Genomic DNA, 1,568 nt, shown 5'->3' on the forward strand with positions numbered 1-1,568 from the left:
TGCTGGAGGTATCAGAAGTGCGAATGCTGACATAAGTAACGATAATGCGGGTGAAAAACCCGCACGCCGGAAGACCAAGGGTTCCTGTCCAACGTTAATCGGGGCAGGGTGAGTCGACCCCTAAGGCGAGGCCGAAAGGCGTAGTCGATGGGAAACAGGTTAATATTCCTGTACTTGGTGTTACTGCGAAGGGGGGACGGAGAAGGCTAGGCTGGCCGGGCGACGGTTGTCCCGGTTCAAGCGTGTAGGGGGGAAGAGTTGGTAAATCCGCTTTTCTGTATAACTCTGAGGCGTGATAACGAGCCACTACGGTGGTGAAGTAGCTGATGCCCTGCTTCCAGGAAAAGCCTCTAAGCTCCAGGTAACACGAAATCGTACCCCAAACCGACACAGGTGGTCAGGTAGAGAATACTCAGGCGCTTGAGAGAACTCGGGTGAAGGAACTAGGCAAAATGGTGCCGTAACTTCGGGAGAAGGCACGCTGGCGCGTAGGTGAAGAGACTTGCTCTCGGAGCCGAAGCCAGTCGCAGATACCAGCTGGCTGCAACTGTTTAATAAAAACACAGCACTGTGCAAACACGAAAGTGGACGTATACGGTGTGACGCCTGCCCGGTGCCGGAAGGTTAATTGATGGGGTTATCCGCAAGGAGAAGCTCTTGATCGAAGCCCCGGTAAACGGCGGCCGTAACTATAACGGTCCTAAGGTAGCGAAATTCCTTGTCGGGTAAGTTCCGACCTGCACGAATGGCGTAATGATGGCCAGGCTGTCTCCACCCGAGACTCAGTGAAATTGAACTCGCTGTGAAGATGCAGTGTACCCGCGGCAAGACGGAAAGACCCCGTGAACCTTTACTATAGCTTGACACTGAATATTGAGCCTTGATGTGTAGGATAGGTGGGAGGCTTTGAAGCGAGGACGCCAGTTCTCGTGGAGCCAACCTTGAAATACCACCCTTTAATGTTTGATGTTCTAACTCGGCCCCGTGATCCGGGGTGAGGACAGTGTCTGGTGGGTAGTTTGACTGGGGCGGTCTCCTCCTAAAGAGTAACGGAGGAGCACGAAGGTTAGCTAATCACGGTCGGACATCGTGAGGTTAGTGCAATGGCATAAGCTAGCTTGACTGCGAGAGTGACGGCTCGAGCAGGTACGAAAGTAGGTCATAGTGATCCGGTGGTTCTGAATGGAAGGGCCATCGCTCAACGGATAAAAGGTACTCCGGGGATAACAGGCTGATACCGCCCAAGAGTTCATATCGACGGCGGTGTTTGGCACCTCGATGTCGGCTCATCACATCCTGGGGCTGAAGTAGGTCCCAAGGGTACGGCTGTTCGCCGTTTAAAGTGGTACGCGAGCTGGGTTTAGAACGTCGTGAGACAGTTCGGTCCCTATCTGCCGTGGGCGTTGGAAGATTGAGAGGGGCTGCTCCTAGTACGAGAGGACCGGAGTGGACGCATCACTGGTGTTCGGGTTGTCATGCCAATGGCATTGCCCGGTAGCTAAATGCGGAAAAGATAAGCGCTGAAAGCATCTAAGCGCGAAACTTGCCTCGAGATGAGTCTTCCCTGG

At 53.8% G+C, this 1,568-nt stretch carries 1 rRNA gene; it reads left to right on the forward strand.

Going from position 1 to position 1,568, the window contains the following annotated elements:
• Positions 1-1,568 (forward strand): 23S ribosomal RNA (locus ACMV8I_RS21290); the annotation flags it as partial.

The organism is Ewingella sp. S1.OA.A_B6 (genome assembly GCF_049889095.1).
Lineage (GTDB): Bacteria > Pseudomonadota > Gammaproteobacteria > Enterobacterales > Enterobacteriaceae > Ewingella.